The following is a 23358-nucleotide window of genomic DNA, read 5'->3' as shown; positions in this document are numbered from 1 at the left end:
CGCTTACAGTCCCAGTTTTAAGTAAATCACTAAACTGATACTGAAAATAGAATTCAAAAAAAAATACAATGGCAAAAAATAAAACTACAGAAACTCAAAGCAGCGTTACTGATTTTATAAATACGGTTGAAGACGAGGCGAAAAGAAATGATGCTTTTGAGCTTATTAAAATAATGCAGCAAATAACTGGTTTTGAACCTAAAATGTGGGGACCAAGTATTATAGGTTTCGGGTCGTATCATTATAAATATGCCAGCGGACATGAAGGTGACGCTCCTTTGGCCGCTTTTTCTCCAAGAAAATCAGCGACCACAGTTTACTTTTTCTTATCCGAAAATACCGAAAAGGAACTTGTAAAACTAGGAAAACATAAATCATCAAAAGCGTGTATTTACATCAAAAAATTGACTGATATTGACCTCGAAATCTTAAAAAATGTAATACTGCTTTCGATCAAAGAAGTTCAAAATTTATATCCAACAAAATAAAAAAATGAATTCCGTTTTACCCGAAAATAGCTCACAGCATCTCAATGATCGTTTTGCATTTGAGAGTATCGTTTTTGTATTTATTATTATAACTTTTGTTTATTGTTTTTATAGACGGAAAAAAATATACCAGCATCTCAAGGAATCCAAAGATTATAATGGTTTTCCAAATATCAGACTTTATTCCAGTTTATTGTTCGTATTTATTATTGCCATAACCTTAGTTTTTAACTACATAATGAAGCTGCTATTATAAATATATCCATAACCAACAAACACCCCAATTCTTAAAAAATGGTAACATTCCTAATTTTACTTTTTGTACTAGTGCTTATAGCCTATAATTTTTTACGGCATCCAAAATTTGGAAAAAAACCATCGGGCGAAAGACTGGCTTTAATTCAGAAATCTCCACAATATAAAAATGGAAAATTCGAAAACCAAAACTTTACGCCGGATCTAGCCGAAGGAGCAAATTACTTTTCGGTTTCTTATGAATTCTTCTTCAAAAAAGTAGAACGAAAAATCCCTGCCGATTTAATCCCTTCTATTAAGACTAATTTGCACGAAATTCCACTTCATCAAGATGTATTAGCTTGGTTTGGACATTCCTCTTATTTTATTCAATTAGAAGGAAAACGTTTTTTAATAGATCCTGTTTTCAGCGGAAACGCCTCTCCTATTTCGGGCACAACAAAGGCTTTTAAAGGAACAGATGTTTATACCGTCGACGATCTGCCGGAAATTGATTATTTATTGATTACACACGATCATTACGATCATTTAGATTACGAAACTATTCTAAAATTAAAAGCAAAAACAAGAAAAGTAATCACAGCACTTGGTGTAGGTTCGCATTTTGAATTTTGGGGATTTCAGAAAGAAAATATCATTGAGAAAGACTGGTATGAAAAAATAGAACTTGATGAGAACATAATACTTCACACCACCCCATCCAGACATTTTTCTGGTCGAAGTTTTACACGCTGCAACACGCTTTGGACTTCTTTTGTTCTTGAAACCAAAGATTTCAAAATATATCTGGGCGGCGACAGCGGTTACGATTCTCATTTTGCCGAAATTGGTCAAAAATTTGGGCCTTTTGACATTGCTTTAATAGACAACGGTCAATACAATAAAAACTGGAAATACATTCATAATATGCCCGAAGATGTTATAAAAGCAATGCACGATTTAAAAGCAAAAAGAGTTTTTCCTGTTCATTCTTCGAAATTTGCATTGGCTCTTCACGCTTGGGATGAACCTTTGAAAAAAGTAACAGAATTGAATCGTTTACATGAAAAACCACTTCCATTAATTACACCTTTAATTGGAGAAATAGTCGAATTGAAAAACGAAAACCAAGAATTTAAACAATGGTGGAACGGAATAAATTAAATTAGTATTACTGCAAAAAAAATGAATACCTCAAACTATATAATTCGAAACGCTCTTCCTTTAGAATTTGAAAAAATAGGACAACTATTAATTCAGGTTTATTCACAACTAGAAGGTTTTCCGAAAGAAAATGAACAGCCCAATTATTATAAAATGCTGGCAAATATCGGCGATTTTACAAAACACCCAGAAACGGAACTTCTCGTGGCTGTTGATGAAAAAGGTATAATTCTAGGAGCTGTCGTTTACTTTAATGATATGCAATATTACGGTTCTGGCGGAATTGCAACTCAAGAACAAAACTCGGCAGGATTTCGTTTATTAGGCGTTGACAATAAGGCACGCGGAAAAGGAATTGGAAAATTGTTGACACAGGAATGTATAAAAAAAGCAGCCCAAAACAACCGAAAACAACTTATAATCCATTCTACTTTAGCCATGAAAACGGCTTGGAAAATGTATGAAAACATTGGTTTTAAAAGATCTGAAGATCTAGATTTTATGCAGGGAGAATTGGCTGTATTTGGCTTTAGATTACCTGTTTCATAAAAACCAATCCGACTTAATTAATTTGCTGCAAAAAACACTAAAAATGACAACATCAAATTTCAATTTACAACCCGATTTCTTAGAAAATGAGACTATAAAATTGATTCCGCTAGAGGAAAATCATTTTGAAGCATTATTTCAAGCCGCATCTGACCCGCTGATTTGGGAACAGAATCCTGTAAAAAACCGATATGAAAGAGAAGGTTTTAAAACTTTTTTTGAAATCATAAGTACAAAAAATCCGTTCTTAATTCTAGACAAAAAAACCAATGAAATAATGGGAACCACAAGTTTCTATGATTTCAATCCCGAAAAATCCAATGTTGGAATTGGCTACACTTTTATTACAAGAAAATACTGGGGCGGTCCTTACAATAGTTCAATTAAAAAATTATTGATAGATTATGCTTTTCAGCACGTCGATTCAATTCTTTTTCACGTTGGAGCAGAAAATTTCCGCTCTCAAAAAGCCGTTTTAAAACTCGGGGCAGAAAAAATAAATGACATCATATTTACTATTAATGGTATCGAAGTACCGTATTTTGAATATGAATTGAAGAAAAAGTAAATTACAAAATGGTAGTCTTTCATTTTGCTTCTTGCATCTTTTAAGACTCACATCAAAAAAAATAACAATGAAAAGAATAACTGTTTTCTGCGCTTCAAGCTTTGGCACCGAAAAAATTTACGAAGAACAAGCACTTGCTTTAGGAAAAACTTTAGCCGAACAAAATATAGAATTAGTTTACGGCGGCGCAAATGTAGGTTTAATGGGCGCTGTTGCAGATGGAGCTTTAAACGCAGGAGGAAAAGTAATTGGTGTGCTTCCTAATTTTTTAAGATCTAAAGAAATTGCTCATTTAGGCTTAACCGAACTAATTTTGGTAGAAAGCATGCACGAGCGTAAAACAAAAATGAATGATCTTTGTGATGGAGTAATTGCACTTCCCGGCGGTTTTGGAACTCTAGAAGAATTATTCGAAATGCTGACTTGGGCACAATTAGGACTGCATAAAAAGCCAATTGCTATTTTAAATGTAAATGGTTTTTATGATGCGCTGATAGCATTACTGCAGACAATGACAGAAAAAGGATTACTGAAAGAAGTCAACCAAAAAATGCTCTTAGTTAGTGATACTATTGATGATTTGCTTTATCAAATGAAAAATTATGTCGCTCCAAGTGTAGGGAAATGGATTGACAAAAAAGAACTATGAGTTAGACATTTAGAGTTACAAGTAAAAAATTAAAGTTACATTTACGAATCAATCCTGCTTCTAACAAACAACATATAACTTCGAGAAAAATGATAACAGAAAACAACAAATTTGCAAAAGCCGAAATGCTGATTCGAAAACCTGTTTCAGAAGTTTTTAAAGCTTTTATTGATCCTCAAATAACAAGTAAATTTTGGTTTACAAAAGGATCTGCCAAATTAGAAGAAAATACCGAAACCGAATGGACATGGGAAATGTATGATTTTTCGCTTTTGGTAAAAACTCTTATTTTGGAAGAAAACAAAAAAATCGTTGTTGAATGGGGAAATACTGGCGAAACAACTTTAGTCGAATGGATTTTTACGCCATTAAACGAAAATGAGACTTTTGTAAGTATTACAAATTCAGGTTTTGAAGGAGATGCTGATAAAATAATCGATCAAGTTCGCAATTCAACCGAAGGTTTTACTTTGGTTCTAGCAGGAGCAAAAGCGTATTTGGAGCATAATTTACAATTGAATTTAGTTTTAGATCGTTTTCCAAAGGGATTAGCGTAAAACTTTATTTTTACCGCAAAGCACGCTAAGATTTTTTTGAGAGCCGAAAAAAAATAACGCCCAGTTATGTCATTTCGACGAAGGAGAAATCACACTCGAAACTCGACAACGATTGGAGAATATTTGGAACGGAATTTCTTGTGTGATTTCTCCTTTCAGTCGAAATGACATAAAATGAGAAAATGTTAGCGCACTTTGCGAGATCAAAAAGAAAACAACTTTAAATTAATTTTTACTCCAAATGGAAACAAAGAAACCAGAAAATATCGACGAATATATTGGCGCATTTCCAAATGATGTTCAAGAAATTTTAGAGAAAGTTCGAATGACAATTCAGAAAGCAGCACCAGATGCCAAAGAAAAAATCAGTTATTCGATGCCTGCTTTTGAACAAAATGGAATCGTAGTTTATTTTGCTGCATATAAAAATCATATCGGTTTGTATGCATTGCCAAGCGGTCACGAAGCTTTTGCCGAGGAACTTTCAAAATACAAATCAGGAAAAGGTTCTGTTCAGTTTCCTTTAAAAGAAAAAATGCCCTACGACTTGATTACTAAAATTGTAAAATTTAGAGTAAAAGAAAACCTTGAAAAAGCGAAAAAGAAATAAGTCTAAATGAATTTAACGGAACATTATAATCAACTTTATAAAAGCGCTTCTGAAGCTATTTTAAACGGAAAGTATAATTTAGATTCTTATATTAATAATAGCTCAGATTCTAGATTTGGAATTACACTTCTTGCTCGTCCAAATGAAAAAGTTAATACCGAAATTCAGCAGTTTTTAGACAAATTAAAAGCAGTTGAACCCTCTCAGTATTATTATCCAAACTCGGACATTCATATTACCGTACTCTCTATTATTTCATGTTACCAAGGTTTCAGCTTAGATAAAATTGCTGTTGAAGAATATGTAAAAACGATTCAAAAAAGTTTAATAGATCTGGGCGAAATCACGATCGAATTTCGAGGTGTTACAGCCTCAAATTCAGCAATAATGATTCAAGGTTTCCCCACAGATGAATCTTTGAATAACTTACGAAATAAACTTCGAGAAAACTTCAAAAATTCAGCTTTAGAACAAAGCATAGACAGCCGATATTCCATTTCTACAGCGCATTCAACAGTAATGCGTTTTACAGAAAAACTTGTAAATCCCGAGAAACTAATTGAAATTACAGAAGAGTTTCGCGATTACAATTTTGGATCTTTTAAAGTGGAAAAAGTAGAACTAGTCTTTAACGATTGGTATCAAAGAGAAAAAAACACAATTCATTTGAAAAACTTTGACATATAAATTTTTAAACTACTGAAAACCCAGCTGTTTTCTCAATTCTAAATTTAAGCTGTATTGTTCTTGAATTGGAATAATTTTTCGTGTGCTTTTATTAATATCGCTTCCTTCAGCCGTCCAAAGAAAAGGATAAAAATTAAAGACCTCGTCGCCTTTTAGTTTCGATACCTCGTCACGCCATCCATTCCATCTGTTTCCTTCATAGAACTTATCCAAATCATTATTAAAACAAAAACCTAGAAACTCAGAATAAGTAATATCAAGCGGTTCATATTCTAAATTATCAGGCGAAAAATAATAAATCTTCCCTAAATCATTTCCTAGTCCGCCGCCATTCAATACATAAAAGCCACCAATTGCATCATCAGCAATTAATAAAAAAGAAGGTGTTTCGCCAAATTCATTAAACGATTTTCCTTTATTCCAATCAGGTAAAGTTCTATTAAATCTTGAATTTCCAGAACCTAGAATTCGAATCCAGCCATTGTCGACTAAAATACCGCCAGTCATAAAAACAACCGCTCCCATAGTCGAACGTGTAGTTACTTGAGTTTTATATAAAACTTCTTTAGCTTTTACTGCATCAACAGGTAAAACCTCAACCTTATTTTTTGCCGTTCTAATCCAATCTTCAACAACCGGCCAGCCCGGATCAGCTTTATCTATAAGTTCTTCTGCTTTTTTCATTTTGTTCTGTGCACTTACTGCGTAAGTAAAACATATCATTATAATTAATAGAAAATTTCGTGTCATCTATGCGATTTATAACTTTAAAAATTGCCTAACCTTTCTTCAAAATACTTCCCAAACCACGACCAATCTGCTCAATAGCTTCTAAACTTTTGGTTAACGGTGTTGCGGTAAAATCTTCGTAAGCATCCATAGAACTCTCTTTTCGATCATCCTGCGGATAAACTAAAATAATGTTATTGTCTCCGAAGAATTTTTCGATTTTTTGAGGAATTCTCTCAAAAATAGATTGATAGGATACAGAACCTTTTCTAGATAAATTAAAAACAATTAAATCATTTGGTTTTATTTCGTCTGAAATCGCTTCAAAATTATCCCAATCTAAAATACTTTTAAATCCGAATTTCGCATTTAGTTTCAAACTATTGGCAATCTGCTGAATAGTTTGATGCGTTTTATATTCTGCATAAATTACAATCGGAATACTTAGTTCTTGCGATAATCTTGAAATTTTCTGCAGTAAAAGCTGAAAACCTACGCCTCTTTCAGAAAATGGCGGACAAATAAATACCAGTCTTTTATCTTCTATAAATGTTTTTTGAAAACGGCAGATGAATAAACTTTTATCAACATTATTAATAATCGAATCTACGTTTTCACCAAAAATTTTATCTAAAAATCCTGTTTTTCTCGGCCAGCCCACAATCACAATATCCGACATGATTTCTTTAGAAGTTCTTGCAATACCACTTGCAGGATTATGATCAATTCTGGCAATTGTATTAATCTTAACTTCAGAAGCTGAACCTTGAATTACGAATTTATCGACTGCTTTTCGGTACTTTAAAATATTCTTTTCGGCTTGATCATTATTAGGAACAATCGTTAAAAGCGTAACCGGATTAGCCGATTTTTTGTCTTTTATTAAAAGTGCAAAATCTAATAAACTGGCTGTCGCCGAAGTTTTAGCGAGCGGAATCAAAATATGTTCGTCTAATATTTGATCTTTATCTGCATCTTCTGTAGAAACTTCTTCTTCGCAAATGGCGATTTTTTTAGCTGCTTTTTCAGTTGCAAATGAAGCAACGATGCAAGTAATTAAAATTAGAATAATAGTTCCGTTCAAAATATTTTCATCAAGAATTTTAGCTTTAAAACCCACTAAAATCACGGCCAAAGTTGCGGCAGCGTGTGCACTGCTTAATCCAAAAATAAGCTGTCTTTCAGTCTTAGTGTATTTAAAAACAACTTGAGTAAAAAAGGCGGCAATCCATTTTCCAAAAATAGCCACAACACTCAAAGTTGCTGCAACAATTAAAGCCGTTGGTCCGCTTAAAATCACACTTATATCAACAAGCATTCCCACAGAAATCAAGAAAAACGGAATAAATAATGAGTTTCCAATAAACTCAATTCTATTCATTAAAGCTGACGAATGCGGAATTAAAGGATTTAATGCCAAACCAGCAACGAAAGCTCCAATAATAGGCTCTACTCCTGCTACTTCTGCCAAAAATGCGGCAAAGAAAACTACTGACAGCACAAAAATATAATGAGCGTGTTTTTCGCTTTCTAATTTTTTGAAAAACCATTTTGCAATTCTCGGAATCACTAAAAACATAATGGCCGAAAAAATGGCAAGTGAAACACCAAGTTTTATCCAAAAAGCCTGATTTAAACTTCCTTGTGCGCTTCCCATAATTACCGCAAGAATAATCAAAACGGCTGTGTCTGTTAAAATTGTTCCTCCTACTGTTATGGCAACCGCTTGATTTTTTGCAATACCCAGCTTACTTACAATAGGATACGCAACCAAAGTGTGCGTTGCAAACATGCTCGCTGTTAAAAAACTCGCATTAAAATCATATTTTAAAAGATAAAAGCAAACCGGAAAACCAACAGAAAGCGGCAGAATAAAAGTAAAAAAACCAAATAATAAACTCTTATTACGATTGGCTTTGAACTCGTTCATATCCAATTCTAAACCCGCAATAAACATTATATATAAAAGTCCTATGGTCGAAAACAAATCAATTGCTGAATTCTTGGCAAGTATATTAAGTCCGTGCGGCCCAATGATTACTCCAGAAATGATAAGACCTATAATACCTGGAATATTTATTTTTTTTAGTAAAATTGGAGACAACAAGATAATAAAAAGTATTAACGAAAAAATTAATACTGGGTTGCTTAACGGTAATTCGAATTCTTGTAAAAAATGCTTGAAAAATTCTATCATAGTGTAATTTTAATCTTCATTGTGGTATTTTAATTTTCTCTCAAAATGGTGTCTTAAATTAGAATATTTTTTATCTGAAGATATAATTAATTTTGTTTTAGCGAAAGTCAAAACACATTGTTTTTGCACTTGCATCTATTACAAAAATACCTAAAAAAAATTACTAAACTCTTTACTAAAGCCTTATATTAACTAATTAAATTTAGTTCCTTGTCAAATTATTAAAATTTAATATCTTTTTTAACAAAATCGCAAGATTTCTAATTGAAAGTAAAACTTCATTGCATTATTCAATTATCTTTGTCATAACAAAAATTGAACAATGGAAGAATGTATCTCTGTTTTTGATATGCTTAAAATTGGTGTCGGCCCTTCGAGCTCACACACTTTGGGGCCTTGGAGAGCCGCCGAACGCTTCTTAGAAGAGTTAAAAAACGAATCGCTTTTAGATCAAGTTACTCGAGTAAAAGTCGATTTGTATGGATCACTTTCTTTAACCGGTAAAGGACACGCTACTGATTTATCAGTAATGCTGGGCTTAAGCGGTCAAGATCCTGAATATATTCCAGTAGAAAACATTGCTGGAATCATAAAAAACATTGAAGATACAAACGAGATCATTCTCGCAGATCAATATAAAGTTCCTTTTTATTTTCTTCAAGATATTGTTTTCAATAAAGAGTTTCTTCCTTTTCATGCAAATGGACTGAAATTTACAGCTTATAAAGCGGATGACTCTGAGTACGAATCTACATTTTACTCTATTGGCGGCGGTTTTGTTGTAAAAGAAGAGCGCGAAAATGCCAAAATTAAAGAGGTAATAAAATGTGCCTTTCCGTTTCCAATACAAAATGCCGTTGAGCTTCTAAACTATACCGTTACGGAGCAAAAATCAATTTCGGAAATTGTTCATGAAAACGAAAAATCGATGCGTTCTGAAGATGAAATTCACTCAGAACTTATGCGTATTTGGAATACTATGCTTGAATGTATGTATATAGGCTGTCATACGGGAGGAATTCTTCCTGGCGGATTACATGTGCGCAGAAGAGCTTTTGATATGCATCAAAATCTAATTGGTTTATCCAACTACAACGATCCGCAATCGTGGCTTGAAGAAATAAGAAAAACGGAAGTAAAATTTCGTCAAATCTTAAAATGGGTAAGCTGTTTTGCACTTGCTGTAAATGAGGTAAATGCGTCGTTAGGACGTGTCGTTACAGCTCCAACTAATGGAAGTGCCGGCGTAATTCCAGCTGTTTTGATGTACTATTTAGTAATTGAAAACCATAAAGCCGGCGAAAAAGAAATCAAGCAGTTTTTGATGGTTGCTGGAGAAATTGGAAGTATTTTCAAAAAAGGTTCCACTATTTCTGCCGCAATGGGCGGTTGTCAAGCCGAAATTGGCGTTTCGTCATCAATGGCAGCAGCAGCTTTATGCGAATTAATGGGCGGAACTCCTGCTCAGGTTTTAATGGCTGCTGAAATCGCTATGGAACATCATTTAGGTTTAACCTGTGATCCTATTGGCGGATTAGTTCAAATTCCGTGTATTGAAAGAAATACAATGGGCGCCATAAAAGCTATAAATGCAGCCGAATTAGCACTTGAAACTGATTCTAAAAATGCAAAAGTGCCTTTAGATAAAGTGATTAATACTATGTGGCAGACGGCAAAAGATATGAATTCAAAATACAAAGAAACCTCTGAAGGAGGATTAGCTGTTGCTGTAAATATGGCTGATTGTTAAAACATTGGCTTACAATAGATTAAAATGATTTTTTTTTCACGCAGATTTGGCAGATTTTAGCAGATTAAAATAACAAATCTGCTAAGATCTGCCTAAATCATTTTAAATCTGCGTAAAATAAAAAATCGGTCTAAATCTTTTTACCCCAATTGCTATCGGGAATGCCTAAACAACAATTTCATGAAAAAACGTTACTTTTTACTTCTTTTTTGCTCTGTTTTACTGCATTCGCAACAGCGCTATTTTCTAAACTCAGATACTCGACTTTATACGGCAGCTAATACTGATGCTGATTTCTTGGGTTATTTTAAATATGGAGCTGAAGTTCGATTATTATCTGAAAGTAAAAATGGCTGGTATAAAGTACAAGCCGATAATTTCAACGAAGGTTATGTTCCTGAGAAATTTGTAGCCAAAAGTTTAAACGCTAGAGATATTAAAATTAAAGATAATGAAAATCCAATTTTAGAAGGCGGCGACGCTTATTATGGCGGTAATCATTTATTTGTTTTAGCAGCAGGTTTAAAAGCGAGAGCTTTACCAGATAAAAACTCTAAGATCAGAGAAATTTTATTTACTGGTGACCCTGTACCTGTAAATTATCTTCCAAAAAATTCAGAAGAATGGGTTAACATCAATGGTAATTTTGATGAAGAATATGCAAAATTCACTTTAAAAAAATTCCTTGGAGCAAGACCAAACTTTGAAACTTTATTAAAAGACTTCGACAAACTTGATGTCAATGCTGTAACCGAACGAAAAACAGTAAGCGAGCGAATTGTTGAACTTGCTTGGAATAGTGAATATGACAAATTAATACCTGCCTATCAAAGATATTTCGAAGTTGTCAAGCAGCTAAATGATCCTAAGTTAATCGCTGATACTGAATTAAATATAGCACTTGCAAAAGGCTTAACCAAACATAAACTGCCAGAACAAATTAGTGCATTTGTCAAAAAAGCCGAATTTTCATTAAAAGGAGTCAAAACAAAATCACTTTTCTTAACTCAAAAAGACTTATTAAAAATATTTGGAGAACCAGCAAAAAAAGCGAGCGTAGGCGATGAATGCGGTATTTATTTAAGTGACTTGTTTTATTATTACCCAGACTTACACGCATCTGTAGATGAAAAACAGAATCAAGCCGAAATTGTTAAGGTTTTTATCAATGAAAACAACAAGTTAATCTTAAATTCAGGTTCAGTTTTGGACAATACCATGTCCGAAAAAGCTTTCATTGAAAAATATGGGACTTATATCGAAGCTTCATTAAAATGGCCTCATATCTATTCTATATTAATGGAAGACAGTCAAATTAGAATAGAATTTAAAGACGGGAAACTATACAGCATCGAAATATTCTTTTATTGCTGATTCTCAATTTACAATTATTCAATACTTTTACATCATCAAAAAAAAATAAAATGTCAGTAGCAAAAAAAGATTATAAAAGAATCACAACAAAGTCATTAATAGAAATGAAAAGCAACGGAGAAAAAATCTCTATGCTTACCGCTTATGATTATACAATGGCTAAAATTGTTGATACCGCGGGAGTCGATGTGATTTTGGTGGGTGATTCTGCATCAAATGTTATGGCAGGTCACGAAACGACTTTGCCAATTACTTTAGACCAAATGATCTATCATGCTTCGTCTGTAGTTCGTGCTGTCGAAAGAGCTTTGGTTGTAGTAGATTTACCTTTTGGAAGCTACCAATCTGACCCAAAAGAAGCTTTACGCTCTTCTATCAGAATTATGAAAGAAAGCGGCGGACATGCAGTAAAACTTGAAGGCGGAAAAGAAATTAAAGAATCGATTAAAAAAATACTAAACGCAGGTATTCCAGTTATGGGACATTTGGGTTTAACTCCTCAGTCAATTTATAAATTTGGAACTTACAGCGTTCGTGCTAAAGAAGATGCTGAAGCAGAAAAATTAATTGAAGATGCTAAAATGCTGGAGAGAATTGGTTGTTTTGGAGTTGTTCTGGAGAAAATCCCTGCTGATCTAGCTAAAAAAGTAGCTGAAAGTATTTCAATTCCAGTTATAGGAATTGGTGCCGGAGGAGGTGTTGACGGACAAGTTTTAGTTATTCATGATATGTTAGGAATGAACAACGAATTTAGTCCGCGTTTTTTACGTCGTTACTTAAATTTATATGAAGAAATGACAACAGCTATCGGTCAATATGCAGCCGATGTTAAGTCTAGTGATTTCCCAAATTCTAATGAACAATATTAAGTCTAGACTATCTTAGACTTCTTAGATTCTAGACTTCTCAGATTTTTTTATTCTTTTAAAAATCTAAGAAGTCTAGAAATATATAAATCAAAAATTATGCATCAATTCAAAGAACTTTTGATTTGGAAAAAAAGTAGATTATTTTGTTCTAAAATATATTCAATAACATCAACTTTTCCTAATGATGAAAAGTTCGGAATAATTAATCAATTAAGAAGGGCTGCTGTATCCATTCCTTCAAATATAGCTGAAGGTTCTTCGAGAAATTCGAATAAAGATTTTGCTAGATTTTTAGAAATTGCTATTGGATCTGCTTATGAAGTTGAAACTCAACTTTTGATTTCATCTGATTTAGGTTTTCTAAATGAAGAAAACACAACAGAACTAATTAGTATGTTAGAAGAAATCACTAAAATGACTTCTAGATTTAGAGCAACTTTATTGTAAAAAAAACTAAAATTTAAGAAGTCCAAGTCAATCTAAAGTCTAATAAATCTAAGTCAGTCTAAAAATCTAAGCAGTCTAAGCCAGTCTAATTATGAAAATTATTTCAGATAAAAACAATCTCCAAGTTCTTCATGAAGACAATCACATTATTGTGGTTAATAAACGCGTAGGCGATATTGTTCAAGGTGATAAAACGAGAGATAAACCATTATCTGATATTGTAAAGGAATACATAAAAGCCAAATACAATAAACCCGGCGATGTTTTTTTGGGTGTGATTCATCGACTAGATCGTCCTACAACTGGTATTGTTGTTTTTGCGAGAACCAGTAAAGCATTGTCACGAATGAATGAATTGTTCAGTAATCGTGAAACTCAAAAAACGTATTGGGCAGTTGTAAAGAATAAACCTCACGAAGCATCTGCTAAATTGGTACATTATTTAAAAAGAAACGAAAAGAATAACACTTCAAAAGCGCATTTAAAAGAAGTTCCAGACAGCAAACTAGCTAGTTTAGATTATAAAGTAATCAAAGAACTTCAAAATTATACGGCGCTGGAAATTAATCTTCATACAGGACGTCATCATCAAATTCGTGCGCAATTAGCAGCAATTGGATCTCCCATAAAAGGAGATTTGAAATACGGTTTTGACCGAAGTAATCCTGACGGCGGCATTCATCTTCATGCCAGAAAATTAGTTTTTGTTCATCCTGTATCCAAAGAAAACATAACTATCATAGCGCCAACACCCGATGAAACGGTTTGGAATGCCATTTGATTTTTATGATATAATTGTTAATTTTTTAAATTTTATCGATTAACTTGCATAGACAAAAACAAGCTGATCATAAAATGGACTATAAAAACGACATCGGGTACAGAAAAGAAACGCTCAAAAAGTTATTGTATAACATTCAAAAAAGCGAAGATTTAATTGTACAAGCTTTGTACGATGACTTTAAAAAGCCTGAATTTGAAGCTGTCCTGACGGAGACAAATTATGTCATTTCAGAATTAAAAGATACGATCAAAAATATTAATGCTTGGGCAGAACCAAAACGAGTTTTTCCTTCTCTGCTTAATTTTCCTTCTACAGATTACATTTACAAAGAACCTTACGGAAATGTACTGGTTATTGCTCCCTGGAATTATCCATTTCAATTAGCTTTGTGTCCGCTTATTGCTGCCGTTGCTGCAGGAAACAGAGTGGTTTTAAAACCGTCAGAACTTACCCCCCACACTTCTGCAATAATTGCAAAACTTATTGAAAAGACTTTCCATATTAATCATGTCGAAGTTTTTGAGGGCGGCGTTGAAGTTTCTAATAAATTACTAGCAAAACGCTGGGATTATATTTTCTTTACGGGCAGTGTTACGGTTGGAAAAGTAATTGCCAAAGCTGCTGCCGAAAATCTTACTCCCGTAACTCTTGAACTCGGCGGAAAAAACCCTTGTATTATTGATGAAACTGCCAATCTAAAACTTGCAGCAAAGCGAATTGTCTGGGGAAAATTTATTAATGCAGGACAAACTTGCATTGCACCAGATTATATTTTGATTCAAAAAAATATGAAAGTAAACTTTATTACTTTCTTAATGGAAGAAATCATAAAAGCTTACGGTAAAAAAATGGACAAATCTCCAGATTTTGCTCGTATAATTAATACAAAAAACTGGGTGCGTTTAGATCAGATGATTGAACGTGATAAAGTCATTTTTGGAGGTGAAACTAATGCCGACAAACTTTACATATCTCCTACTCTAATTGAAGAGCCAAGTTTAGACAGTCCAGTAATGAGCGAAGAAATTTTTGGCCCAATTTTACCAATTCTTGTTTATGAAACTGAAGACGACATTCATAACGTAATAAGTCGTTACGAAAAACCTCTTGCTTTTTATGTTTTTAGCGACGATAAATCGTTTGCAAAAAAAATGATCACAAGCTATTCTTTTGGAGGCGGATGTATCAACGACACTGTAATTCATTTTTCGAACAAAAGACTTCCTTTTGGCGGTGTCGGGCACAGCGGTATCGGGGCTTATCATGGTCAAAGGAGCTTTGATACTTTCTCTCATCATAAAGCAATTGTAAAAAAAGCAAACTGGCTTGATTTACCTATGCGCTACGCTCCTTACAAAGACAAATTAGCTTCAATAAAAAGGGTATTAAGCTGGATTTAAGAGGCAAAAACAATTCTAGGATTTTTAGACGAAATTGATTAAATATACTATATTTACCATTGACTATTATGGTACCAAACACAAACTATATTTAACAATTTTACTCTTAAAATGAAAGCTACACTTGACCAAATTGAAGACATCAAAAAAAATGGCTATTCAATAGATTTTTCAACTATTTTCAACTATGCCCTTGAAAACTTCAAAAAAATTGCATTGTATTCCGGACTTATAATTCTAGTATTTTCAGTCGTAGTAGTAATTGTAATTATGGGGTTAGCTGTAACTTTTTACGGCGTTAAAAGCCTGTCTGAAAATTTCTTAGAAAATTTTCAAATTCAAAACCTAAGCTACATTCAACAAGTAATAACTGCTGTTTCACTTGCTGCCGTTACCGCTGTATTTGCTCCTCTGGGCGCAGGATTCTTAAAAATGGCTGATTGTGCAGATAAAGACGAAGAATTTAATGTTTCTACAATTTTTACTTATTATAGAGCTCCGTACTTTGTTCAATTATTTGCAGTTGCTTTTATTATAGGACTTGTAACTAATGGAATTTCTTACTCTACAGAAAGCTTAGGCTTAGGATATTTAGGAACGGGAGTTTCTTTATTCATCAATTTTTTTACCTTTTTTACAATTCCACTAATCATTTTTGGAAATTTAAAAGCCATAGATGCTATTAAATCAAGTATAATCTTGGTAAGTAAAAACCCTGTTATAATATTCTGCCTATTTATAGTTGGATTTCTTGGCTCATTAGTAGGTCTTGTAGCTTGTTGTGTTGGTGTTATTTTTACAGCTGTTTTCAATACATCGATTACCTATGCGACTTATTTTTCAATTTTCAGCGAAGAAGAAGAGCAAGATTCAATTGATTCTATCGGACAATCAGATTTCGAATAAAAAGAGTTCAAAAACGTCTTTTTAGAATTTTTTAAAATGTTGTTTACGAAAACTAACTCTCTCAAAATATATGACGGAAAGCTATAGTTTTTTCAATGTATTGATTTCAGGAATTACCGCTTTTGGTAATTCTCTGAAATCAATCATGACAAAATCATACGCTCTGAGCCCCGACATTATTTTTTTCAATAGTCCAAAACTTATTATACTCGGACTTTCATTAGCTGCTTTTTTGGCATTATTAATCTACCAGTTTTTTAAAATTAAAACTAAAATTGGGTATTTTATTGAAAAAACAAAAGAAGCCGAAACAGCTAAAAAAGAATATCAGCTTTACATTTTATTTTTTGGAATTGCGGTTATTGTAATCGAGATCATTAATGAGATTTTCAAAATCCGCCCGAAAAGCTTATTAGTAACAAATGTTTCGATTGGATTCTTCGTTTTGTTCATTTATCTGCTGGTAGACAAAATAAAATGGCTGCGCGACAAAATTCAGAACATATTTATTACTTGCTTTTTTATATACATAAGCTATGTATGTTATAATATCGTTCGCCTCAGCAACGATGTTGTTCCTGTTATTGTTTTTTTAATCTCCTTTTTCTTCTCGTACAATATTTTAAAACCAATAAAAATATATTGGTTTTTTGTAGGTCTCACGTTTATATTTCTTCTTTCGACCGTTTCCTTTCATTTGATTCCAATAAAATCTTCTGTTTTATTAATTAATTTTTGCATTTTAATTTTCATTGTTAATCATGTAAAATATGCCGTTTTATCAAACAATGATGACAACTATCGATTTGCAAATGAAATTGTTCAAAAAGGAAGTTCACTAACAATTGCAACAAACCAGAAAGGTAAAATACTATTTTGCAGCGAAACCATTTATTCTATTTTAGGTTATCAGCCGGAAGAAGTTATTGGTTTAAACTTTTGGCACTTTGCAAAAGAAAACGAGCATAACGAAAAAGAACCAACACTAGATCGGGAAGAAAACAAAACTTATACTTGGAAGCTCAAAAGTAAAAACGGCGAATACAAACACATTCAATGGAAAGATAAAAAATTTACTGAAGATTTAATTATTAGTATCGGACAGGACGTAACAGAACAATTTAATGTACAAGACCAATACAAAAACCTAATCCAGACTGCAAGAGATATTATTTTTGAAATTGATGCCGATGGTAATTTTACATTCATAAATGAATTCGCTTACACACTTCTAGGCTACACAGAAAATGAAATATTAAAACATCATTATTCAAATTTTATTCACGAAAGCTACTCAATAAGCGCTGTAGATTTTTATGAAAATATTGTAGTCAACGAAAACAAATTCCCTACGATCGAAATTCCTATTTTAAAGAAAAACGGACAAGAAATATGGATTTCTCAAAACATTATTATCCGTAAAAATGATTTAGGTCAAACAACTGGTTACGCCGGAATTGCAAGAGATATTACCGAAACTAAAAATGCTGAAAACGAGAAAAAAAGACGTCTCGAAAAAATTGAAGCATACAATAACTCCACCAAAAAACTATCAACTGCTGACTTTAGCAAATATCACAATTTAAACACAGTTCTTGACTACATTATCAAAGAAGCATCAATAGTAAGCAAATCAAATAGAGTCAGCTTTTGGAAATACCGAAAAGACCTAATTACTTGCAAAAACTTATTTAGCAGCGACAATCAAAGTCCAAGTGACAAAAATATATTAGATCAGGAATCTTATCCGATCTATTTTGAAACACTAAAAAATAAAGTTGTCATAAACGCTCCAGATGTTTTTAATAAACTAGAAACGTCAGAATTTCAAAGACTGTACTTTACAAAAAACAACATAAAATCAATGCTCGACGTTCCTATTTTCTTGAACGGAAAACTGGTTGGTGTAGTTTGTTTTGAAAGTACAGAAGAAAAAAGAGATTGGGACAATGAAGACATTAACTATGCTAAAACCATCTCAGATGTGATTTCACTTGCAATTTCATCGCAAATGAGATTAGATGCAGAGCGTAAATTAGAATTTAAAAGTCAGCTGCTTTCAGCACTTTCACTTTGTACAGAGAAATTTTTACTTAGCAAATCTACCGAAGAAATGTTTCAGGAAACTTATGATCTAATAGGAAAAGCCTCAAAAGCAGATCATATGTTTTATTATGAAAAAGACTTTCTGACCAATACTTTTACTCAAAAATACAAGTGGTCAAGAAACGGTGTAGAACATCAAATAACACCATTAAAACAATTAACCGAAGACAATCTAAAAGAAATTCATAAGGCTGTACTTAACAAAAGTATTTTAAAAACGTATACACGTAAACTCAAAAAAACCTTTTTTAAACAACTTTTACTTGACAATCAAATAAAATCAATTCTGATTCTGCCCTTGTATATCAATGATGTTTTTACTGGTTTTATAGGCTTTGACGACTGCACTTCTGAACGAAAATGGTCTGAAGAAGAAATTTACATCTTTCAGGTTTTAGCCAATAATATTTCATCGGCACTAGAGCGAAATCAAAATGAGGCTAAAATCCTAGAAAGCGAAGAGAAATTTAAGTTAATTGCCAACAATATTCCTGGAACAGTTTACCTGTCAAAATTTGACGCAATATCAACCAAAATCTTCTTAAACGACGAGATTAAAAACTTAACAGGTTATTCTAAAGCTGAATTTATAGAAAACAACTTATCCTTTTTATCACTTATTCACCACAACGATCGTGAAAAAGTAATTAAAAATCAAATACACAATCTTCAAAACGGAATTCCGCTTCATAATGTTTACCGAATTAAAAGAAAAACTGGTGAATACATTTGGATCGAAGAATTTGGTGATGTCATAAAAAAAGGAGATGAAATTGAATTCGTAGGCGGTATTTATTTTGACATTACAAACAAAAAAGTGACCGAAGATGCTATAAAAGCAAAACAACTGGCGGAAGCAGCAAACAAATCAAAATCAGATTTTCTTGCTAATATATCACACGAAATCAGAACACCTCTAAATGGTATAATTGGTTTTACGCATTTATTAATGCAGACTGAACTTGAAGGAATTCAGGAAAAATATACCACAACTATTAATCAATCTGCCCATTCCTTATTAGAAATCATAAACGACATACTAGATTTTTCTAAAATTGAAGCTGGAAAACTTGAACTCTTTATCGACTTATACGACATTAAAAAAGTACTTGGACAAGTTTTTGATTTAATTATTTTTGAATCTAATCAGAAGAATCTTCAACTGGAATTAAATATCGATCCAGAAGTTCCTAAATACATCTGGACAGACATTGTCCGTTTAAAACAGATATTAATTAATCTGCTTTCAAACGCCGTAAAATTTACCAATGAAGGCTCTATCAGACTAAATGTTTCTGTTCTTAAAAAAACGAAGAACAACAATTGCATAATGCGCTTCTCTGTTATAGATACAGGTATTGGAATTCTTGAAAAAAATCAGAAGAAAATATTCAAAGCTTTTTCGCAAGCAGACAGCTCCACAACTAGAAAATTTGGAGGAACCGGACTGGGATTAACAATATCTAATCAGCTATTAGCTTTAATGGACAGCCGACTGCAGCTGGAAAGTAAAATTGGCGAAGGAAGTAATTTTTTCTTCGATTTAAATTTAAAAACCAGAAACCAAAGCGGGACAGAAAAAAATAATACTAAACTCAAAACTTTAAACTCAGAATACGATCAAATTAACAATAGTTCAAACAATGAGAAAATTAAATTTTTAATCGTTGAGGACAACAAAGTCAATATGTTGCTGCTAAAAACCATCATTTCAAATTTATACAGCAATTCTATTATTTACGAATGTGAAAATGGTTATGAAGCTGTAAAACAATTTGAAAGCATTAATCCTACACTTGTTTTTATGGACATTCAAATGCCAATTATGAATGGATACGAAACTACCAAAGCCATAAGAAGTACAATAACAGGAGAGCATACGCCAATAATTGCCGTAACTGCAGGCGCCGAAAAAGAAGAACGAAATAAATGCATAACAGCAGGAATGAACGACTATATCTCAAAGCCTATTATGAAAGGTATTGTAGAAGAAATTTTGGCAAAATGGCTGAAATAAAAAAAGTAAATTACCTCCAATAACATGTAATTCCCAAAAAATATATAAATTCGTACAACAAACATAACTTTTTAAAAAACAGCAAAGTATGAAATGGAAAGGAAGCAGAGAAAGTGATAACGTTGAAGACAGAAGATCAATTTCTGGCGGAAAAGTAGCCGTTGGAGGTGGAATTATCGGTATCATTATTTTGTTAGTAAATGTTTTTGGCGGCGAAAATGCCCAGTTTATCACTCCGGTTTTAGAACAAATGCAAGGCGGGCAGCAGACACAAACTGAAGCAGCTGCTCCATTAAGTAAGGAAGATGAAGAAATGGGACATTTTGTTAGATCCGTCTTGGCTAAAACTGAAGATTTCTGGGGTAAAATATTTGCCGAAAATGGCATGACCTATAAAAACCCAAAATTAGTGCTTTTTAAAGGCTCTGTAAATACTGCTTGCGGCGGAGCTTCATCAGCATCGGGACCTTTTTATTGTCCAGGCGATCAAAAAGTATATATGGATTTAGGCTTCTTTGAAGAACTAAAATCTAAATTTGGTGCTGAGGGTGGTGATTTTGCCATTGCGTACGTTATAGCGCATGAAATTGGCCATCACGTACAAACATTACTAGGAACCTCTGAAAAAATGCATCAAGCGCAAGAAGGTAAAAGCCAAGCCGAAGCCAATAAACTTTCAGTAGCCTTAGAACTGCAGGCTGATTTTTACGCTGGAGTATGGGCACATGACAACCAAGAAACGCTGGATGAAGGAGATATTGAAGAAGCCTTGAGCGCAGCTAATGCTGTAGGAGATGATGCAATACAAAGCAAAATGCAAGGTCAGGTAGTTCCTGATTCATTTACACACGGTACATCAGAACAAAGAATGTACTGGTTTAAAAAAGGTTTTAGAACCGGCGATATCAAACAAGGAAATACATTTGACGAAATTCGATAATACACCAACCAAATATAATAACCAACCAAAAAGCATGATGTAATTGTCATGCTTTTTTTTTCGTTCAAACCATATAAGCGATATAAGGTCATTTTAGATCAAAGCTGATATTACTAAGGTTAAAAGCAAAAACTTAAATAAAAAAGCTAATATTCAAATAGTGCCTGCGGTTTCAACCGCTGGCTATGTTTTCTAATATGACCTATTTGATTTTATTGAAATAGACCCAAAATCTAAAATGAACCTATATCACTTATATGCTTTAAAAAAAATTAAACGCACAAAAAAAGCCTTGAATTTCTTCAAGGCTTTAAATCTGGGTGGCTGACCGGGTTCGAACCGGCGACCCGCGGCACCACAAACCGCTACTCTAACCAGCTGAGCTACAACCACCATTTTTGCTTAGCGAGTGCAAATATAGAACAAAGGTTGAGTTCTACAAAGAAAAAAATGAAAAATTTTTATAAAAATTAAATCAAATCTTCTAAGCTATTGACTGCCAAACACCTTTCAACAGTAAAACCTTCGGCAAAATCTTTACCAACTAGGCGTCCTAAGTCCTGCGCACGATATTTTACACTTTCTAAAAAGTTTTTACTCGTAATTGGTGTCGCAGGTTCATTTGAATTTGGATCATAAAATTGTGTTTTATAAGCCAAAATTGATTCGATCTTCTTTTCTTCAAAGCCTGTAATATCAACTACAAAGTCTGGCTCAATATTTTTCCATTGAATATAATGATAAACCACTTTTGGTCTCCAAGCTTCTTGCGGCTCTCCATCTATAGAAGTTTCTATTTTCACTAATCCTGATAAAAAACAAGCATCAGAAACTAATTTACTTCCTTTTCCGTGATCGATATGACGGTCGTCAACAGCGTTGCATAAAACAATTTCAGGTTTGTACTTACGAATCATTTTAATGACTTCTAATTGATGTTTTTCATCATTTACAAAAAAGCCGTCACGAAGTCCTAAGTTTTCACGAACGACAACTCCTAAAATTTTGGCCGCAGCTTTTGCTTCTTTATCTCTCGTTTCAGCGGTTCCGCGTGTTCCTAATTCGCCGCGCGTTAAATCAACAACCCCAACTTTTTTCCCTAGAGAAACTTCTTTTAAAATTGTTCCCGCACAACCCAATTCTACATCGTCAGGATGCGCACCAAAGGCTAATATATCTAATTTCATTTTTTTTATTTCAAGTTTCAAGTTTCAGGTTTCAAGTTGTCAACAGAACTTGAAACCTGAAACTTGAAACAATTTATAAACTATTTTTTTAAAACTCTTTTCATCGTCATCGATTTATTGACGCTTTCCTCCCACTCTTTTTCTGGAATACTTTCTTTTGTAATACCGCAGCCCATATACAAAATGGCTTTGTTTTCCTGAATCTGCATGCATCGTAAATTTACAAATAAATCAGAGCTTACATTTTTTCCTGTAAAACTACTATTAAGCTCTCCTAAAAATCCGCTGTAAAAAGTACGATCATAATTTTCGTTTTCAATAATAAAACCTTTTGCTTTTTTCTTTGGCAAACCACAAACCGCAGGCGTTGGATGAAGCGTATCAATAACTTCTTCCAAAGTCGACTTATCCTTTAAAACTCCCGAAATATCCGTTTTAATATGCCAAATCGATCCCGCCTTTAAACTATATGGTTCAGAAACTACAACCGAAGCTGTAAATTCTCTAAGCCTTTTTACAATAAAATCAGTTACAAATTGCTGTTCGTCCTTTTCTTTTTGCTGCCAGACAATTTCAGTTTGCAGATTATCTTTTTGGGTTCCTGCCAAAGCCATCGTTTCAAAAACATTTTCATTTGCTTTTAGCAGTTTTTCTGGCGTCGCTCCCATCCAAAGTCCTATTTTAGGATGAAAAAAGCAATAACAAAAAGTCGCTGGGTATAATTGAACCAAATGCTGAAAAGTTCCAACAAAATCAAATTCAATTAAAGGCACTTCTTCACTTCGTGACAAAACCACCTTTTTGAATTCTTCATTTTTAATGGCTTGAATTCCCTGTGCAACCAAATATTCGTATTGAAATTTAGCTTCAGCATCAAAATTTAAATCATCAACTTCGATGGATTCAAATGAAGTAATTTCTTTTTCGGCAGTAATAATTTCCGATTCATTTTCAGGAATCAGAACCAGTTGTTTTTCATCAAAAGAAGCGAACACAAATCCTTTTTCGCTGTAATCTGAAACGGTATATAAAGTATTATTTTGCTGTAAAACTCCAACAAGATCAGTAGTATTGGGTTTTGAATAAAGTACAAAAGGTAAATTCAGTTCTTTATGCTTTTTAATTTTTAAGAAAAATGGATTCATA

The 23358-nt window shown here is 33.1% G+C and carries 21 protein-coding genes and 1 tRNA gene; 17 read left to right on the top strand and 5 right to left on the bottom strand.

Annotated elements, in window-relative coordinates:
* The first annotated feature begins 68 nt into the window (after positions 1 to 68).
* The 8 genes from ACHRV0_RS07160 (at position 69) to ACHRV0_RS07125 (ending at position 5506) form a co-directional block, all read left to right on the top strand.
* Positions 69 to 488, top strand: a complete 420-nt coding sequence (locus tag ACHRV0_RS07160; RefSeq protein ID WP_129024051.1) for a DUF1801 domain-containing protein — start codon at positions 69 to 71, stop codon at positions 486 to 488.
* Positions 489 to 782: 294 nt separating this feature from the next.
* Positions 783 to 1886 carry an MBL fold metallo-hydrolase gene (locus ACHRV0_RS07155; protein WP_129024050.1) on the top strand — a complete coding sequence of 368 codons (1104 nt, stop codon included), beginning with the start codon at positions 783 to 785 and terminating at the stop codon, positions 1884 to 1886.
* A 21-nt stretch (positions 1887 to 1907) separates the two neighbouring features.
* A complete protein-coding gene (locus tag ACHRV0_RS07150) occupies positions 1908 to 2435 on the top strand; it encodes a GNAT family N-acetyltransferase (RefSeq protein ID WP_395440354.1) in 528 nt (175 codons plus the stop codon).
* A gap of 43 nt (positions 2436 to 2478) precedes the next feature.
* Entirely contained in the window at positions 2479 to 3003 is a 525-nt protein-coding gene (locus ACHRV0_RS07145; RefSeq protein WP_395440353.1) for a GNAT family N-acetyltransferase, read from the top strand.
* A 67-nt stretch (positions 3004 to 3070) separates the two neighbouring features.
* Entirely contained in the window at positions 3071 to 3652 is a 582-nt protein-coding gene (locus tag ACHRV0_RS07140; RefSeq protein ID WP_395440352.1) for a TIGR00730 family Rossman fold protein, read from the top strand.
* Positions 3653 to 3741: 89 nt separating this feature from the next.
* Positions 3742 to 4209, top strand: a complete 468-nt coding sequence (locus ACHRV0_RS07135) for an SRPBCC family protein (RefSeq protein WP_129024046.1) — start codon at positions 3742 to 3744, stop codon at positions 4207 to 4209.
* A 241-nt stretch (positions 4210 to 4450) separates the two neighbouring features.
* Complete coding sequence (locus tag ACHRV0_RS07130; RefSeq protein WP_129024045.1) at positions 4451 to 4819, top strand: iron chaperone; 369 nt, start codon at positions 4451 to 4453, stop codon at positions 4817 to 4819.
* A 6-nt stretch (positions 4820 to 4825) separates the two neighbouring features.
* Entirely contained in the window at positions 4826 to 5506 is a 681-nt protein-coding gene (locus ACHRV0_RS07125; RefSeq protein WP_395440351.1) for a mutarotase, read from the top strand.
* A 9-nt stretch (positions 5507 to 5515) separates the two neighbouring features.
* On the opposite strand, the gene ACHRV0_RS07120 is transcribed toward ACHRV0_RS07125, so the two are convergent.
* Together ACHRV0_RS07120 and ACHRV0_RS07115 are read right to left on the bottom strand one after the other, a co-directional pair.
* Positions 5516 to 6256: a DUF2625 domain-containing protein gene (locus ACHRV0_RS07120; protein WP_395440350.1), complete on the bottom strand. Its 741-nt coding sequence runs from the start codon at positions 6254 to 6256 to the stop codon at positions 5516 to 5518.
* A gap of 28 nt (positions 6257 to 6284) precedes the next feature.
* A complete protein-coding gene (locus ACHRV0_RS07115; RefSeq protein ID WP_395440349.1) occupies positions 6285 to 8432 on the bottom strand; it encodes a cation:proton antiporter in 2148 nt (715 codons plus the stop codon).
* A gap of 322 nt (positions 8433 to 8754) precedes the next feature.
* Between ACHRV0_RS07115 and ACHRV0_RS07110 the strand changes: the two genes are divergently transcribed.
* The 9 genes from ACHRV0_RS07110 to ACHRV0_RS07070 all read left to right on the top strand — a co-directional run bounded on the left by ACHRV0_RS07110 (position 8755) and on the right by ACHRV0_RS07070 (position 21025).
* Positions 8755 to 10182: an L-serine ammonia-lyase gene (locus ACHRV0_RS07110; RefSeq protein ID WP_129024042.1), complete on the top strand. Its 1428-nt coding sequence runs from the start codon at positions 8755 to 8757 to the stop codon at positions 10180 to 10182.
* Positions 10183 to 10362: 180 nt separating this feature from the next.
* The gene (locus ACHRV0_RS07105; RefSeq protein WP_395440348.1) at positions 10363 to 11556 is read left to right on the top strand and encodes an SH3 domain-containing protein; all 1194 of its coding nucleotides are present in this window, start codon (positions 10363 to 10365) and stop codon (positions 11554 to 11556) included.
* A 50-nt stretch (positions 11557 to 11606) separates the two neighbouring features.
* Positions 11607 to 12425: a 3-methyl-2-oxobutanoate hydroxymethyltransferase gene (panB, locus tag ACHRV0_RS07100; protein WP_089053217.1), complete on the top strand. Its 819-nt coding sequence runs from the start codon at positions 11607 to 11609 to the stop codon at positions 12423 to 12425.
* A gap of 96 nt (positions 12426 to 12521) precedes the next feature.
* Positions 12522 to 12872: a four helix bundle protein gene (locus tag ACHRV0_RS07095; RefSeq protein ID WP_129024040.1), complete on the top strand. Its 351-nt coding sequence runs from the start codon at positions 12522 to 12524 to the stop codon at positions 12870 to 12872.
* A 91-nt stretch (positions 12873 to 12963) separates the two neighbouring features.
* On the top strand, positions 12964 to 13653 hold the full coding sequence (locus ACHRV0_RS07090) for an RluA family pseudouridine synthase (RefSeq protein WP_395440347.1): 690 nt from the start codon (positions 12964 to 12966) through the stop codon (positions 13651 to 13653).
* Between the two features lie 74 nt (positions 13654 to 13727).
* Entirely contained in the window at positions 13728 to 15056 is a 1329-nt protein-coding gene (locus ACHRV0_RS07085; RefSeq protein ID WP_395440346.1) for an aldehyde dehydrogenase, read from the top strand.
* 111 nt (positions 15057 to 15167) lie between these two features.
* Positions 15168 to 15962: a hypothetical protein gene (locus tag ACHRV0_RS07080; RefSeq protein WP_129024037.1), complete on the top strand. Its 795-nt coding sequence runs from the start codon at positions 15168 to 15170 to the stop codon at positions 15960 to 15962.
* Between the two features lie 70 nt (positions 15963 to 16032).
* Complete coding sequence (locus tag ACHRV0_RS07075; protein ID WP_395440345.1) at positions 16033 to 20085, top strand: PAS domain S-box protein; 4053 nt, start codon at positions 16033 to 16035, stop codon at positions 20083 to 20085.
* A gap of 88 nt (positions 20086 to 20173) precedes the next feature.
* Entirely contained in the window at positions 20174 to 21025 is an 852-nt protein-coding gene (locus tag ACHRV0_RS07070) for a neutral zinc metallopeptidase (RefSeq protein ID WP_395440344.1), read from the top strand.
* A 319-nt stretch (positions 21026 to 21344) separates the two neighbouring features.
* Here the strand turns inward: ACHRV0_RS07070 and ACHRV0_RS07065 are convergent.
* The 3 genes from ACHRV0_RS07065 to ACHRV0_RS07055 form a co-directional block, all read right to left on the bottom strand.
* Positions 21345 to 21418, bottom strand: a tRNA-His gene (locus tag ACHRV0_RS07065).
* Positions 21419 to 21495: 77 nt separating this feature from the next.
* A complete protein-coding gene (bshB1, locus tag ACHRV0_RS07060) occupies positions 21496 to 22212 on the bottom strand; it encodes a bacillithiol biosynthesis deacetylase BshB1 (RefSeq protein ID WP_395440343.1) in 717 nt (238 codons plus the stop codon).
* 80 nt (positions 22213 to 22292) lie between these two features.
* Entirely contained in the window at positions 22293 to 23357 is a 1065-nt protein-coding gene (locus ACHRV0_RS07055) for a chorismate-binding protein (protein ID WP_395440342.1), read from the bottom strand.
* Between the last annotated feature and the right edge of the window lies 1 nt (position 23358).

Source organism: Flavobacterium sp. FlaQc-30 (assembly GCF_044005885.1).
Lineage (GTDB): Bacteria > Bacteroidota > Bacteroidia > Flavobacteriales > Flavobacteriaceae > Flavobacterium.
Note: the sequence above shows the minus strand (reverse complement) of the source record. Positions and strands in the feature narration are given on the sequence as shown.